This window comes from Methylobacterium sp. E-066, from assembly GCF_022829635.1.
Taxonomy (GTDB): Bacteria; Pseudomonadota; Alphaproteobacteria; order Rhizobiales; family Beijerinckiaceae; genus Methylobacterium.
Genome location: NZ_JAKSYO010000055.1, coordinates 74,716 through 87,748, shown reverse-complemented (window position 1 = coordinate 87,748; position 13,033 = coordinate 74,716). Strand labels below are relative to the sequence as shown.

Genomic DNA, 13,033 nt, shown 5'->3' with positions numbered 1-13,033 from the left:
TCCAGGCCCGCGGCAAGACCCACAAGCAGGCCCTCATCGCCTGCGCCCGAAAGCTGCTCATCTACGCCAACACCGTCCTCGGCCGCGGCACGCCATGGCGTGCCGCGGCCGAGCCCGCATAACGGTTGCTCAGGATGAGGGATTTGTATGGGAGAGGTGCCGAACAGGTAGCGGCGCCGGGGACATCGCAACTAAACCCATCGTCAGCCATCACCGCTCCGCAGCCCGGATCGGCTTGGCCGGCTGCGGCGGCGTCACGCGCTCGATCGTCTGACCGTCGCGCAGCTCCGGCGGAGGGCTGAAGACGATGTGGCTGTCGGCGGCCAGACCCGATTCGAGTTCGAGCACCCGCCCGAGATCGCGCCGCACCCGGATCGTCCGCCACGTCACCTTGTCGTCGTCGCCGACTTCGGCGACCTGAAGGCCGTTGCGGTTGAACACCGTCGCCTCCGCGGGGACCGAGACGCTTTCCTCGGTGCGCGGGATCTTCAGCGTGACGGTTGCGTAGAGGCCCGCCCGCAGGACCCGGTCGGGGTTCGGCACATCGACCTGGGTCGTCAAGGTGCGCGAGGCGGCGTTGAGCGCCACCGAGCTGCGTTCGACGAAGCCGCCGAAGCGGCGTCCCGGGATCTGCGGCACGCTGATCTCGGCCTGGACGCCCGGCTTGACCCCGACGGCATCGTTCTGGGGCACGTTCACGGCGATGCGCAGAAGGCTGTCCTGGTCCATGCTGAGCAGCGGCGTGCCGCCATTGTCGGCTTTGACCAGATCACCGACATCGACGTTGCGGGTCGTCACCACGCCGTCGAAGGGCGCGACCACCCGCTCGAACGCGGTCAGCGCCTTCAGGCGCTCGACCGCGGCCACCTGTGACGTGATGTTGGCGGTAGCCACCTTCACCCCCGCCTCGGCGGCCGCGAGGGCCGCGGCCTGCGAGAGCACGCTCGCCTGCGAGGTGTCGGCGTTCTGGCGCGAGGCCCAGCCCTGGACGGCCAGGGTCGCGGTGCGGTTGTTGGTCAGGTTGGCGAGGTTGACGTTGGCGCGGGCCTGCTCGACCTGCGCCTGAGCCTGGAGCAGCTGCGCCTTCAGCTGGCCGACCTGCGCTTGAGCCTGCGCGAGTTGCTGGTCGAGATCCGGGGCGGCGATGCGCAGGAGCAGGTCGCCGGCCTTGACCCGGGATCCGATATCGACCCGCCGCTCGGCGATGTAACCGGTGGCGCGGGCCGCGATCGACGCGGTGGTGAAAGGCTGCGTCTCGCCCGGAAGCGTCAGATCGAGGGGGCCGTCCGTCCGCTCCGCCACCACGGTGCGCACCTGGGGCACCAGGGTCTTGATCCGCTCCAGCGTCGCGGTCGCCTCGACGTCCCGCTGCCAGTGGTTGTAGGCGCCGTAGCCGAGCAGGCCGAGCGCGATCAGCCCCACCAGGAGAAACGGGCCCTTGCCCGGGGGCGGGGGGATGTCCTTGGGGCCACCCTGCGCCGCGTCGTGCGCCTTCATCGTTCGGCTCTCCGCCCCGGAGCGCCGCCGGGTTCTCGCCACGGTAGCGGCCGAAAACCGCGGCGACCAGAGCGAGGCTTCGACGCATCCCCCTATCGCGGGACCGGAGCCGCCAGTTGACGACGCTCGCTGAGGCGCTTGTGCAGGTGGACCATCAGGGCGATCCCGAACAGCGGCGTCAGCAGGTTGAGGATCGGTATGACCATCATGGCCGACATCAGGCAGCCGGCGCTGAGCGTGCGCACCGCGAAGGTCTTGCGCATCTCGGCGGCCTCGGGAAGCGGCCGGAACCGGGCCGCCGCCATCTCAAAGTATTCTCGCGCCAGCAGGTAGGCGTTGGCGCCGAAGAATGCCGCGATCCCGATCACCGGCACGAAGAAGATCACCAGCGCCGCCAGGTTGACCAGCAGCGTCACACCCGCGAAGCGCACGGCGTAGAACATCGCGGTGCCGAGCGGCATGGGCCGGCCGGGGGGATCGTCGGGAAAGTCCGTGCGCTCCACGATCGCGGCGGCATCGTCGAGAAAAAAGCCCGCCACCAGGATCGAGATCGCCGGCATGAGATAGGCCAGAACCACGAACAGGCCGAACCCGGCGAGGTAGTAGGCGAGGCTGTCAAGGATCGGGTATTGGGCTGAGATGTGGTGGCTCGCCTGAAACGCCTGGACCAGGCGGGTCAGGCCGAGCCACAGCAGGACCAGCAGCCCGAGCGTCAGGCCGAGGGACTTCCACAGGATCGCCCGCAGGGGCGGGGAGAAGGTCTGGCGCAAAGCCGCCGCGGCGGACTCGACGATCATCGGGCGGGGTTTCCGGCTAGCGCTGGAGGCGGCGCGGCAGCGTTGTGAAGGGGTGCGGCCACCGGCGCAAGACCGGGCGCCGCCGCACCGGAGCGAGCGGACAGGAGCGCGCGTGCAGGACGCCAGGATGACGGCCACGATCTCTCGGACATCCGCGGAGCCGGCGCGCGCACCCGATTACCGGCCGCGCCTGGCACCGCTGCCCGCGGATCCCGAGGTGCTGGTGATCGGCGCCGGCGCGGCCGGGATCGGGGCGGCCCGGACCCTGGTGGAGCGAGGCGTCCGTGTGGCCGTGCTGGAGGCCCGCGACCGGATCGGCGGCCGGGCCTTTACGGTCTCGATCCGCGGCCACGCCCTCGACCTCGGGGCGCACTGGCTCCATGCCGGGCCGATCAACCCGCTGGTGGCCTTGGGCCGGGCCCGCGGGGAGCGCCTGAAGCTGGCCCCCCAGGAGAGCCATGTCTGGGTCGACCGCCGCCGGGGCCGGCCAGACGAGATCCGGGCCAACGCCCGGGCCTTCGACCGGGCCGACCAGGCCATGACCCGCGGCGCCGCGCAGCCGGGGCCCGACCGGCCGGCGGAAAGCGCCCTGCCGCCGGGCCTCGGCCCCTGGGGCTCTCGGGTGGCGCAGGTCCACGGGCTGGTCTCGGGCCGGCCGCTCGGCGAGGTGTCGCTGCACGACTTCCCGAGCCTAGAATACAGCGAGAACTTTTTTCTGGCCGGCGGCTACGGCAGCTACCTCGCTCGGCTGGCCAACGATCTGCCGATCGCGCTCGCGAGCCCGGTGACGCGCATCGACTGGTCGGATAAGCGCGTGCGCCTGGAGACGGCCGACGGCACGGAGTACCGCGCCCGGGCGGTGATCGTGACCGTGCCGGTCATGGTGCTGCGCGACGGGCCCGCCTTCTCGCCGCCGTTGCCGAACGCGGTCCGCGCCGCGATCGACGGCTTTTCCACCGGCCTCTACGAGCACGCGGTGCTGCACTGGCCGTCGAGCCCGTTCCGGGGTCGCGACAGGCTGGCGGCGATCCACGGCACCCGGCCCTCGCCGGCGGGCCTGCTCACCCGGATCGACGGCACACCGTTCCATTATTACGAGCTCGACGTGCACGAGGCCCAAGCGCTCGACGCCGCCGGATCCGGGGCCGACGGGGTGCGCCGTCATGTCCGGTCGGTCCTGGCCGAGCAGTTCGGCCGGGCGCGGCTGCGCGATCTCACCATCCCGGCGGTGAGCACGTGGCGGCATGACCCGTGGTCCCGCGGCTCCTGGGCGGTGGTGCCCCCCGGCCACGCGCCGGCGCGCGAATTCCTGCATGCGCCGCTCGCCGACACGGTCTGGTTCGCCGGGGAGGCGCTGTCGCGGCTGCAATGGGGCACGGTCGGGGGCGCCTACGAGGAGGGCACCCGGGCCGCCGCGGCCGCCGCCGAGCGTATCCGCGCGGGCACAGCCTGAGGCGCAGACGCCCGGCTCGGGCCCACGCGTCTTGCCGGAGCGAAGCGGGACGGGCATCCCGCTGGGGCTGGCGGGATGGTGGAGGCGCGCGTGGATTGGATCGAGGCGATCGGCTATCTCGGCACCGCGCTGACCATCTCGGCCTCGGCCATGAGCACCATGATCCCGCTGCGGATCATCTCGCTCTGCGCCAGCTGCGCCGTGATCACCTACGGGGTGCTCATCGGCAGCATGCCGGTGGTGCTCACCGAAGCGATCCAGATCCCGTTCAATGCCTACCGGCTCTGGCAGATGATGCGGCTGGTGCGCGACGTCGAGACCGCCGCCGACGGCAACCTCTCCCTCGAATGGCTGCGGCCGTTCGGGTCACAGCGCCCGTTCGGGATCGGCGAGGTGGTGTTCCGCAAGGGCGAGCCGGCGGGCGAGATGTACTACGTCGAGAGCGGCGCCTTCCGGATCCCGGAGGTCGGGATCGAGGTGCGCAAGGGCGGCATCGTCGGCGAGCTCGGCCTGCTCGCGCCGGGCAACACCCGGACCGCGTCGCTGATCTGCATCGAGGCTGGAAACGCGCTGTGCGTCTCGTATTCCGACGTGAAGCAGCTCTATTACCAGAACCCGGAATTCGGGTTCTATTTCCTCAAGCTGACCAGCGAGCGACTGTTCCAGAGTGTGAGCCGCGAGACGCCGACGCAGACCTTGGCGGCGGAAGGCGACTTGCTATGATTCACCGCTCGAATCGCTTCAACCGCGAACACCGCACCTTGTCTTTCCGGGGCTCGCCGAAGGCGAGAACCCGGAACCCATAACCGCCGAGGATGCCGAAAATAGGCGCTGTCGGCTTCGGTTTGGAAATGAAGCCGGTCGGGCAAATCCACCGTGGCTTACTGGGTCTACCTGCTTGCCAGCCGAAAGCACGGCACCCTCTACGTCGGCGTGACCAACAATCTCGCCCGCCGTGTCCACGAACATCGGATCGCAGCAAGCCCAGGCTTCACGGCCACCTACGGCGTGACGCGACTGGTCTGGTATGAATCCTACGATTATATCGCGGAGGCGATCGACCGGGAGAAGGCGCTCAAGAAATGGCGCCGCGACTGGAAGATCCGATTGATTGAGGATTTCAACCCGGACTGGACGGACCTCTACCCAACCTTGAGCGGCTGGACCGGATCGTAGAGCGTCGCGCTCATCCGGCCACGTCAGCGGCTATGGGTTCCGGGTTCCGCTGCGCGGCCCCGGAAAGACAAGGGTGGTGTTTCCGAGACCGTACTCAGAGCATGCTCGGCAGGATCCGGTCCGGCGGGCGGTGGCCGTCCATGAAGGTCTTGATGTTGATGATGACCTTCTCGCCCATGTCGGTGCGGCTCTCGTAGGTCGCCGAGCCCATATGGGGCAGCAGCACCACCTTGCCCTGGCGGGCGAGCTTCACCAGGCGCGGGCTCACCGCCGGCTCCTGCTCGAACACGTCGAGGCCGGCCGCCGAGACATCGCCGGCCTCGATCAGCCGGGCCAGCGCGTTCTCGTCGATCACCTCGCCGCGGGCGGTGTTGACCACGATCGCCTCGGGCTTCAGCAGCTTCAGGCGCCGGGCCGAGAGCAGGTGGTAGGTCGCGGGCGTGTGCGGGCAGTTCACCGACACGATGTCGACCCGGGCCAGCATCTGGTCGAGGGATTCCCAGTAGGTTGCGTCGAGCGCGCCCTCGATCGCGGCCGGCACCCGGCGGCGGTTGTGGTAGTGGACCTGCAGGCCGAAGGCGCGGGCGCGCTTGGCCAGAGCCTGGCCGATCCGGCCCATGCCGACGATGCCGAGCCGCTTGCCGGTGATGCGCCGGCCGAGCATCCAGGTCGGCGACCAGCCCGTGGTCCAATCGTCGTCCGGGATGATCCGCGCGCCCTCGGTGACCCGGCGGGCCACGGCGAGGATCAGCGCCATGGTCATGTCGGCGGTGTCCTCGGTCAGGACGCCGGGGGTGTTGGTGACCGTGATACCGCGCTCCAGGGCGGCGGCCACGTCGATATGGTCGACGCCGTTGCCGAAATTCGCGATCAGCCGCAGGTTCGGGCCGGCCTGGGCGAGCAGCCCGGCATCGATCTCGTCGGTGACGGTGGGGACCAGCACGTCGGCCTCGCGCAGGGCCGCCGCGAGGGCGTCCGCCGGCATCGCGGCATCGTCGGAACTGAGGCGCACGTCGAACAGCTCGCGCATCCGCGTCTCGACGGCATCCGGCAGGCGCCGCGTCACGACCACCAGCGGCTTGCGCTTCGACACGTCTCTCTCCCCGTCAGCCTCGCGGCCGTGTTGGCGATCCCTGCCCGGTGGACCGGATCCGGACCACCGTCAGCAAGCGTCCGTTAACCGAACTCGGCCAGACAGGTCGGGTGCGAGGCACCGGTCCCGGAGCCTGTTCCGACCCATCGGCCTCTCTACCAGAGGTGGGCCGGAACACAATCGGATGCCGGCGGGATCCGCGCATCGAAGGACCGCGCTATCACCTCCCAGGCCCCTCGGGCCGGCCCCGTTCGGGGCTTTCCGGTTCCCGGGATGGGGGAAACAGGATCAAACGCCCGAGCGGATCGGCCTCAGGCGGTTCCGCGCGGCGCCTCGACGTCGGGAAAGGGAGAAGACCATGCGCGCGTCACGCCTGAGCTTCGCCGTCGCGGCGCTGCTGCTGGCCGGCCTCGCCCCCGCGGCCGCGGCCCCGCCGCCCACGACGCCCGAGACCGGCATCGGCCCCGTCACCAAGCTGCCGTTGCCCCGCTACGCCAGCCTGAAGACCGACCGCGTCAACCTGCGGGAAGGGCCCTCCAAGGATCACCGCACTCTCTGGGTGTTCCAGCGTGCCGGCCTGCCGGTGGAGATCGTCGGCGAGTTCGAGACCTGGCGGCGGATCCGCGATTCGGAGGGCACCGAGGGTTGGGTATTGCACTCGCTGCTCTCGGGGCGGCGCACCGCGATCGTCAATGCAGGCCCGGACAAGGGCGCCGAGAAGTCCGCGATCCCGCTGCGCGCCAAGGCCGACGAGGGCGCCGCGGACGAAGCCCGGCTCCAGACCGGCGTGATCGGCAGCGTAAAGACTTGCAGCTCAGGCTGGTGCCGGCTGATCGTGACCCTGCCGAACCGGCGGGACGTGGACGGCTACATCCGCCAGAACCGCCTCTGGGGCGTGTATCCGAACGAGGTGGTGGAGTAGCTTTTTTGGGGTTGAGAAGACCCGGCGTCTCCAACCCCCTCCCTCATCCTGAAGTGGCGGCGCGTCGCGTCACCCTGGAAGGAGCCTTCTAGAACCCGCGCGATCCCTGGAGCCCTCCTTCGAGGCCTCCGCTGCGCTCCGTCGCCTCAGGATGAGGGGGTAGGTGGAGTTTTGGTGATTGGAAGGGTCTGCCGCGGTTCGGTTGAGGACCGGCAGGCGCTCGCCTTCGCGAAGCGGGGCGCAGGCCTCGTCCTGCGCACGCGCCGCGTGGTGCTTACACCCCGCTCATGCAGCCCGTAACGTGCCCCCTCTCCCGTGCGGGAGAGGGGAACCGCGACTCATTCGGCAACGACTGACGCGCAACAAAAAAGCCGCCCGAAACCGGGCGGCTCAACGTCAGCGCAAGCGGCCGAAGCCGCTCGAACCACTCAGCTCTGGCGGCGCGTCGCCGGACGGGCGCGGCGGAGCCGGACGATCACCTCGACGCCGGCGATCTCCATGCCCTCGGGAGCCTCGGGCAGAGAATCAACCGTGATACCGCAATCCGGCATGTCGATCACCTGATTCTCGTCCTCGAGGTAGAAGTGATGGTGCTCGCTCGGGTTCGTGTCGAAATAGGCCTTCGACCCATCCAGCGCGAGTTGGCGCAGGAGCCCGGCCTCGGTGAACTGGTGGAGCGTGTTGTAGACGGTGGCCAGCGAGACCGGCACCTTGGCGCGCATCGCCTCGTCGTAGAGCATCTCGGCGGTCAGGTGGCGGTCGCCGCGGCCGAACAGGAGCCAGCCCAGGGACAGGCGCTGACGGGTCGGCCGCAGACCGGCCCGGCGCAAACGGTCGCGCAGATCGGACAGCGGACAGCCGCGACGCGGCATGCCGTTGGCTTCCAGCTGGGGGGCGGGCACCCGGCCGTTGAGGATCGCCTGAAGGGGCAGCAGTTCGGACATTTCGGGACTGAACGCTCGACGAGGACCCTGTAGGAATGGGATTCGTCATACTATACGGAAGTGGACATGCGGTCGCAACCCGAGCCGCATCGTGGCCGGTGCGAAGGCGGGGATGGCTTTGACGGTACGGCGCCCCGTGCTAACCCGCGCGCCGAACGACCGGGCGCCTGTCGCGCATCGCGTGCCCGCCCGCCGAAGATTTTAGAATCCAGAGGAAACAGCCTCCTTCATGTCGCAAGACGCCGAGACGCCAGCACAGGCCGCGAGCCGCAAGTCGCACTATTCCTACCAGGATCTACTGGCCTGCGGGCGCGGCGAGCTTTTCGGCGCCGGGAATGCGCAGCTTCCGCTGCCGCCGATGCTGATGTTCGACCGGATCACCAGCATCGGCCAGGAGGGCGGCGCCCACGGCAAGGGCCATGTGACCGCCGAGCTCGACATCCGTCCCGACCTTTGGTTCTTCCCCTGCCACTTCCAGGGCGACCCGGTGATGCCGGGCTGCCTGGGCCTCGACGCCCTGTGGCAGATGCTCGGCTTCCATCTCGGCTGGCTCGGCGCGCCGGGCCGCGGCCGGGCGCTCGGCGTCGGCGAGGTGAAGCTCGCCGGCCAGGTCCTGCCGACCATGAAGCGGGTCGTCTACAACGTGGACGTGAAGCGCGTCCGCCAGGGCAAGCTCGTGCTGGGCATCGGCGACGGCTGGCTTGAGGCGGATGGCGAGCGCGTCTACCAGGTCCAGGACATGCGGGTCGGCTTGTTCCAGAGCTGACCGGGCCGCGTCTTCGAGGGCATGTTTCGCACCCGGTCGGCAACGCCGGACGCCCTCGGCAGTTGAGATTGTACCCGCGTCACCTTAGCTGACCGGGACGCGGCACGGGCGACCGACGCCGCGACGGAGGAATCGTCACGACCATGCGCCGCGTCGTCATCACCGGGATGGGCATCGTCTCGTCCATCGGCAACACCACGCAGGAGGTCCTGGCCTCCCTCCGCGAGGCGCGCTCGGGTATCGCGCGCGACGCGAGCTATGCCGAGCACAACTTCCGCAGCCAAGTCTCGGGCCGGCCCAGCCTCGATCCCGAAGGCGTGGTCGACCGGCGCGCCATGCGCTTCCACGGCGGCGGCTCCGCCTGGAACCATGTGGCCATGGATCAGGCGATCCGGGATTCGGGCCTCGAGCAGGCCGAGATCTCGCATGAGCGCACCGGCATCATCATGGGCTCGGGCGGTCCCTCGACCCGGGTGATCGTGGATGCCGCGGCGATCACGGCCGACAAGGGCCCGAAGCGGATCGGTCCGTTCGCGGTCCCGAAGGCGATGTCCTCGACCGCCTCGGCGACGCTGGCGACTTGGTTCAAGATCCGCGGCGTGAACTACTCGATCTCATCGGCCTGCGCGACCTCCAACCACTGTATCGGCAACGCCGCGGAAATCATCCAGGGCGGCCGGCAGGACATCATCTTCGCCGGCGGCTGCGAGGACCTCGACTGGACGCTGTCGAACCTGTTCGACGCCATGGGCGCCATGTCGTCGAAGTACAACGACACGCCGGCCCGGGCGTCGCGCGCCTACGACGCCAACCGGGACGGCTTCGTCATCGCCGGCGGCGCCGGCGTGCTGGTGCTCGAGGAACTGGAGCACGCCAAGGCCCGCGGCGCGCGGATCTACGGCGAGGTCGCCGGCTACGGCGCCACCTCGGACGGCCACGACATGGTCGCCCCGTCGGGGGAGGGCGCGGTGCGCTGCATGCGCCAGGCGATGGAAGGCCTGAAGGGTGCGCGGATCGACTACATCAACCCGCACGCCACCTCGACCCCTGTCGGCGACGACAAGGAGATCGAAGCGATCCGCGAGGTGTTCGGCCGGGGCGAGGATTGCCCGCCGATCTCGGCGACCAAGTCGCTCACGGGCCACTCGCTCGGCGCCACCGGCGTGCAGGAGGCGATCTACAGCCTGCTGATGATGCAGAACGGCTTCATCTGCGAGAGCGCTCATATCGACACGATCGATCCGGCCTTCGCCGACATGCCGATCCTGCGGGAACGCCGGGACGGCGCCAAGCTGGGCCACGTCCTGACCAACTCCTTCGGCTTCGGCGGCACCAACGCTACGCTGGTGCTGAAGCACGTGGACGCCTGAGCGTCCCGATCCGGAACCACCGCGACTGGGGCGGCGTTTACCGCTCGTTGGACAAGGTAGTGACGATGGGTACGTTCCTGATCGGAGCACTAGGCGGCCTGATGATCGCGGGTTACGCCGCGATCTACGCCAAGCAGGCGTTGATCGAGGAAGCACGCTCGCACACGGACGGGTATTTCTAGACCGCGCCTCCACCCTGCGATGAACGCCCCGCCCGCCGGCGGGGCTTTTTTTTGGCCCGAGCCGTTGCCTGTTCGGTTTGGATCGCACGGCAAGCCGCGTTAAGGCACCCGCGTCGCGATCTGCACGATCGCATCGCGGCTCGTCCCGGTTTCCCCTGGGCGGCGTGCTCGTACGGAATGTGAGTCGGCATGACAGGTTTGATGGCGGGCAAGCGCGGCCTGATCATGGGCGTCGCCAACGATCACTCGATCGCCTGGGGCATCGCCCGGACCCTCCACGCCCACGGCGCCCGCCTGGCCTTCACCTATCAGGGGGAGGCACTCGGAAAGCGGGTCGCCCCCCTGGCGGCGCGACTCGAGTCCGACATCGTGCTGCCCTGCGATGTCGAGGACGTCGCCTCGGTGGACGCAACCTTCGCGGCCCTCGACGCGCGCTTCGACGGCGAACTCGACTTCGTGGTCCACGCCATCGGTTTCTCCGACAAGGCGCAGCTCAAGGGCCGCTACGTCGATGTCACCACCCGCGAGAACTTCGCACGGACTCTGACGATCTCGTGCTTCTCGTTCACCGAAATCGCCCAGCGCGCGGCCAAGCGCATGAAGAACGGCGGCTCCCTGCTGACGCTCACCTACGGTGGCTCGACCCGGGTCATGCCGAATTACAACGTGATGGGCGTGGCGAAGGCTGCGCTGGAGGCCTCGGTGCGCTACCTGGCGAGCGATCTCGGCCCGGACGGGATCCGGGTCAACGCCCTCTCGGCCGGCCCGATGCGCACGCTGGCCGGCGCCGGCATCGCCGACGCAAGGCTGATGTTCAACCACCAGGCGGCCCACGCGCCGCTGCGCCGCACCGTCAGCCTCGACGATGTCGGCGGTTCCGCCCTCTACCTGCTGTCGCCGCTCTCCGGCGGCGTAACCGGTGAAGTCCATTTCGTGGATGCCGGCTACAACATCATCTCGATGCCGCGCCCCGACGTGCTCCAGGCCCAGGACGCGGCGGGCGTCGTCGGCGATGCCTGATGCTCCGAGCCTAACGCCCGACACGGAGAGCGACCCGGCCCTTAACTCGCGGGCCTATCTCGTCGCTTGCCCGAAGAATCGACGCGTTGCCTCGCATTCTACGGAACCGCGAAACGGTTGCCTCGGCTCTCCCTGTCACAATCCTTGGCAGGAGACCCTGTAATGATCGACGCGCTTCAGACGGCCACCGCCGGTATGACCCGGGCGACCGACCGGCTCGGGACGGCAGCGCAGAAGGTCGCGTCTATCGGCACCCCGGCCGGAGATGCGGCCTTGCCGCCCGCCGCGCAGGTCGATCTGTCCAGCACCGTCGCCAACCTGATCGAGTCGCGGACATCCTTCGCGCTGAACGCCGCCGTGGCGCGCACCGCCGACCGCATGAGCGGCCAGCTCCTCGACATCAAGGCCTGAGCGCGGTCCCCGTCACTCCGCCGGGGCCGAGCGGCGGGCGCCGAGCACCGGGGCCGCCAGCAGCGCCAGGATCGCGGCGGCGGCGAACAGCAGCCCCACGCCGACCGTGCGATAGGCCAGCACGCCCACGAGGCCGCCGCCGAGGAATGCACCCACCGTCATCAGGTGAAGCCGCAGCTTGTCGGGGTCGTGGCGCTTTGCCAGGGGGTCGCCGGCCTTGCGGTCCAGCCAGCGCGCCAGCTCGATGCCGATATCGGTGACCATGCCGGTGACGTGGGTGGTCCGGACCCGGGCATCGGTGATCTTCGTCACCACGGCGTTCTGCAGGCCCAGGACGAAGCTGAGGCCGAACACCAGGGCCTCGCCGCGGGCGGGCTCGGCCAGCGGCAGGGCGACGAGGCCGATCGCGGCGAGCAAACACGCTTCCGCGCAGATGCTGTAGGCATAGGCATCGTGGCGCGCGTGGCGCCGCCGACGACGGATCAGAAGCGTCGAAGTCGCGGCGCCCAGCATGAACAGGACGACGAGGAGCAGCGCCTTCACGGCCAGGATCAGGTCGCCGGTCCCGGCCCGGTCGGAGATCGCCGAGACGTTGCCGGTCATGTTCGAGGCGTAGAACCCGACGGCGTAGAAACCCGCCGTGTTCAGCGCACCGGCCACCGCCGCCAGGGACCAGGACAGGTTGAGGTCCGCCGCGAAGCTGCGCGTCTCGCCTTCATGGACAAGCATAGATTCGCCGATGCCGTTGGATCAGTGCCGACTCAGAGCCAGCAAACGTAACCGACGAAGCTGGGGTGGAGTACGCGGACAGGGTGCAGGCGTGACCTGCATTGTTTCGCCCAGCCCCGCATCGACGAATCCGTTGCGCAGGACGAGACGGCACCGGCAGAGCGCCCCGGGCAGCCCGCTCGTCGGCCCGGATCCTGAGGATTGCCCGGTCCCGGCGCGGGACCGCGTTCACCAGCCGCGGTAGCGGCGGCCGTAGCCGTAATCGTCGTCGCAATCCGGGTCGTCGCGCCAGCGCCGGTGGCCGTAGCCGACCGGCACCCGCTCATAGGTGACCACCCGCCGAGTCGCGTAGACCGGCTCCCCGTCCTCGTAGGCGCGATAGACCGGGCGCGGCCGGACCACCACGGGGGTCGGCCCGTATCCGTCATAGGGCGAGCCGTAGGAATAGCCGTAGGCGGGGGCGGCCTGCGCCGCGGCGCCGATCAGGGCACCGGCCGCCAGGCCGCCGATGATGCCCGCCGCGATGGCGCCGCCGCCGCGAGCCTCGGCGGCGGTGGAAGCGAGGGTCCCCGCGCCGATCAGCGCGGCGGCCGAAAGCACAGCGATCCGTCTCATGTCCTGACTCCGAATGAAGCGCGGGATCACCGGAGCGATCCCGATCACGAGAGACAGA

The 13,033-nt window shown here is 69.5% G+C and carries 15 protein-coding genes; 9 read left to right on the top strand and 6 right to left on the bottom strand.

What is annotated here, in order from left to right; genetic code table 11:
- Positions 1 to 210 precede the first annotated feature (210 nt).
- On the bottom strand, positions 211 to 1,497 hold the full coding sequence (locus tag MKL20_RS06895) for an efflux RND transporter periplasmic adaptor subunit (RefSeq protein WP_244036054.1): 1,287 nt from the start codon (positions 1,495 to 1,497) through the stop codon (positions 211 to 213).
- Between the two features lie 92 nt (positions 1,498 to 1,589).
- Positions 1,590 to 2,294, bottom strand: a complete 705-nt coding sequence (locus MKL20_RS06890) for a sulfate transporter family protein (RefSeq protein WP_244036053.1) — start codon at positions 2,292 to 2,294, stop codon at positions 1,590 to 1,592.
- Between the two features lie 127 nt (positions 2,295 to 2,421).
- On the opposite strand from MKL20_RS06890, the gene MKL20_RS06885 reads away from it, so the two are divergent.
- The 3 genes from MKL20_RS06885 to MKL20_RS06875 all read left to right on the top strand — a co-directional run bounded on the left by MKL20_RS06885 (position 2,422) and on the right by MKL20_RS06875 (position 4,923).
- Positions 2,422 to 3,747, top strand: a complete 1,326-nt coding sequence (locus tag MKL20_RS06885) for a flavin monoamine oxidase family protein (protein WP_244036052.1) — start codon at positions 2,422 to 2,424, stop codon at positions 3,745 to 3,747.
- Between the two features lie 90 nt (positions 3,748 to 3,837).
- Positions 3,838 to 4,470 carry a cyclic nucleotide-binding domain-containing protein gene (locus MKL20_RS06880; protein ID WP_244036051.1) on the top strand — a complete coding sequence of 211 codons (633 nt, stop codon included), beginning with the start codon at positions 3,838 to 3,840 and terminating at the stop codon, positions 4,468 to 4,470.
- A gap of 153 nt (positions 4,471 to 4,623) precedes the next feature.
- Entirely contained in the window at positions 4,624 to 4,923 is a 300-nt protein-coding gene (locus tag MKL20_RS06875) for a GIY-YIG nuclease family protein (protein WP_244036050.1), read from the top strand.
- Positions 4,924 to 5,017: 94 nt separating this feature from the next.
- Here MKL20_RS06875 and MKL20_RS06870 read toward each other — a convergent pair whose 3' ends face one another.
- Entirely contained in the window at positions 5,018 to 6,016 is a 999-nt protein-coding gene (locus tag MKL20_RS06870) for a 2-hydroxyacid dehydrogenase (RefSeq protein ID WP_243971603.1), read from the bottom strand.
- 358 nt (positions 6,017 to 6,374) lie between these two features.
- Between MKL20_RS06870 and MKL20_RS06865 the strand changes: the two genes are divergently transcribed.
- The gene (locus MKL20_RS06865; protein ID WP_244036049.1) at positions 6,375 to 6,938 is read left to right on the top strand and encodes an SH3 domain-containing protein; all 564 of its coding nucleotides are present in this window, start codon (positions 6,375 to 6,377) and stop codon (positions 6,936 to 6,938) included.
- 428 nt (positions 6,939 to 7,366) lie between these two features.
- On the opposite strand, the gene irr is transcribed toward MKL20_RS06865, so the two are convergent.
- On the bottom strand, positions 7,367 to 7,882 hold the full coding sequence (gene irr, locus MKL20_RS06860; RefSeq protein WP_279594574.1) for a Fur family transcriptional regulator Irr: 516 nt from the start codon (positions 7,880 to 7,882) through the stop codon (positions 7,367 to 7,369).
- A gap of 229 nt (positions 7,883 to 8,111) precedes the next feature.
- On the opposite strand from irr, the gene fabA reads away from it, so the two are divergent.
- The 5 genes from fabA (at position 8,112) to MKL20_RS06840 (ending at position 11,631) form a co-directional block, all read left to right on the top strand.
- Complete coding sequence (fabA, locus tag MKL20_RS06855; RefSeq protein ID WP_243971597.1) at positions 8,112 to 8,648, top strand: 3-hydroxyacyl-[acyl-carrier-protein] dehydratase FabA; 537 nt, start codon at positions 8,112 to 8,114, stop codon at positions 8,646 to 8,648.
- 143 nt (positions 8,649 to 8,791) lie between these two features.
- Entirely contained in the window at positions 8,792 to 10,018 is a 1,227-nt protein-coding gene (gene fabB / locus MKL20_RS06850; RefSeq protein WP_244036048.1) for a beta-ketoacyl-ACP synthase I, read from the top strand.
- Between the two features lie 59 nt (positions 10,019 to 10,077).
- Complete coding sequence (locus MKL20_RS32925) at positions 10,078 to 10,200, top strand: hypothetical protein (RefSeq protein WP_279594573.1); 123 nt, start codon at positions 10,078 to 10,080, stop codon at positions 10,198 to 10,200.
- 189 nt (positions 10,201 to 10,389) lie between these two features.
- The gene (fabI, locus tag MKL20_RS06845; protein WP_243971593.1) at positions 10,390 to 11,220 is read left to right on the top strand and encodes an enoyl-ACP reductase FabI; all 831 of its coding nucleotides are present in this window, start codon (positions 10,390 to 10,392) and stop codon (positions 11,218 to 11,220) included.
- A gap of 162 nt (positions 11,221 to 11,382) precedes the next feature.
- Positions 11,383 to 11,631: a flagellar protein gene (locus MKL20_RS06840; RefSeq protein WP_244036047.1), complete on the top strand. Its 249-nt coding sequence runs from the start codon at positions 11,383 to 11,385 to the stop codon at positions 11,629 to 11,631.
- Between the two features lie 12 nt (positions 11,632 to 11,643).
- Here the strand turns inward: MKL20_RS06840 and MKL20_RS06835 are convergent, their stop codons facing one another.
- Together MKL20_RS06835 and MKL20_RS06830 are read right to left on the bottom strand one after the other, a co-directional pair.
- Positions 11,644 to 12,360 (bottom strand): YoaK family protein, encoded by a 717-nt coding sequence (locus MKL20_RS06835; protein ID WP_243971589.1) that lies wholly within the window; start codon positions 12,358 to 12,360, stop codon positions 11,644 to 11,646.
- A gap of 228 nt (positions 12,361 to 12,588) precedes the next feature.
- Positions 12,589 to 12,975, bottom strand: coding sequence for a hypothetical protein (locus MKL20_RS06830; RefSeq protein ID WP_244036046.1), 387 nt, complete (start codon positions 12,973 to 12,975; stop codon positions 12,589 to 12,591).
- Positions 12,976 to 13,033 lie beyond the last annotated feature (58 nt).